The sequence below is a fragment of the Ectothiorhodospira variabilis genome, from assembly GCF_022227625.1.
GTDB classification, from domain to species: domain Bacteria; phylum Pseudomonadota; class Gammaproteobacteria; order Ectothiorhodospirales; family Ectothiorhodospiraceae; genus Ectothiorhodospira; species Ectothiorhodospira haloalkaliphila.
Genome location: NZ_JAJNAO010000052.1, coordinates 1 through 749 on the forward strand (window position 1 = coordinate 1; position 749 = coordinate 749).

Annotated in this window: 1 protein-coding gene; it reads right to left on the bottom strand. The window is 60.9% G+C overall.

Annotated elements, in window-relative coordinates:
- Positions 1 to 749: hypothetical protein (locus tag LPW30_RS15885; protein WP_239681365.1), on the bottom strand; the 749-nt coding region annotated here is incomplete at both ends.

A 749-nucleotide genomic window follows, 5' to 3' on the forward strand; every position in this document is an offset into this window, starting at 1 on the left:
CTGCCGAGCCTGTGGGGCTTGGGCATCCGATTCCGGAAGCTTCAACTCCAAACCTCCTTCCACGGGCACATCCCCAGGTTCCGTCTGAATGGAATAATGGGTCGCACCCTCGGGATCCACACCCCGCACCACCATGAATTCGACCGCTGTGTCCACCGCACCCGGGGGAACCACCAGACCAATACCCAGGTCCGGGTTCTCAATCTCGCCGCCCGCAGAATCAAGGGTGCCCCGGACAATCACGTCGGTTTCCATGATCCTGAAGCGACCCGGGATGTCAGTATGATACCCGGCGTCAAGGTTGGTGATTCGCAGGGTGAAATCGATGGTGGATCCGCCACTGCCCCATGGGGCCACCACCGACAGGGTGTCCTCATGCAGTGCAACCGATGGCTCATCAAGCACCTCAAACGACCATTGCGGTTCCTCCTCGTAGGCATGGTCGACCAAGATATGCTGAACGACGTGCCCCCCTTCAAAGCCATCCGCCACCAGTTCCGCATGGATCCGTGACTGATACTGGCGGGTGAGGGTGGTGGTGCGATCCGGACGAACGGACACGTCACGAAAACCCGGCGCAGCCCAACCGCTGACGTCGCTGAACTCGATGGTGTGGGTGTCTGTCGCCGATACATCCCATTCAGTCTCGTCGCTGTCGTACCAGCGAGTCGTGCCCACACGCCGCCACTGGGCACCGCTTTCCACTGCTTCAGCAGGTTCCAGAATCACCCGCAATCCGCCGACGACCG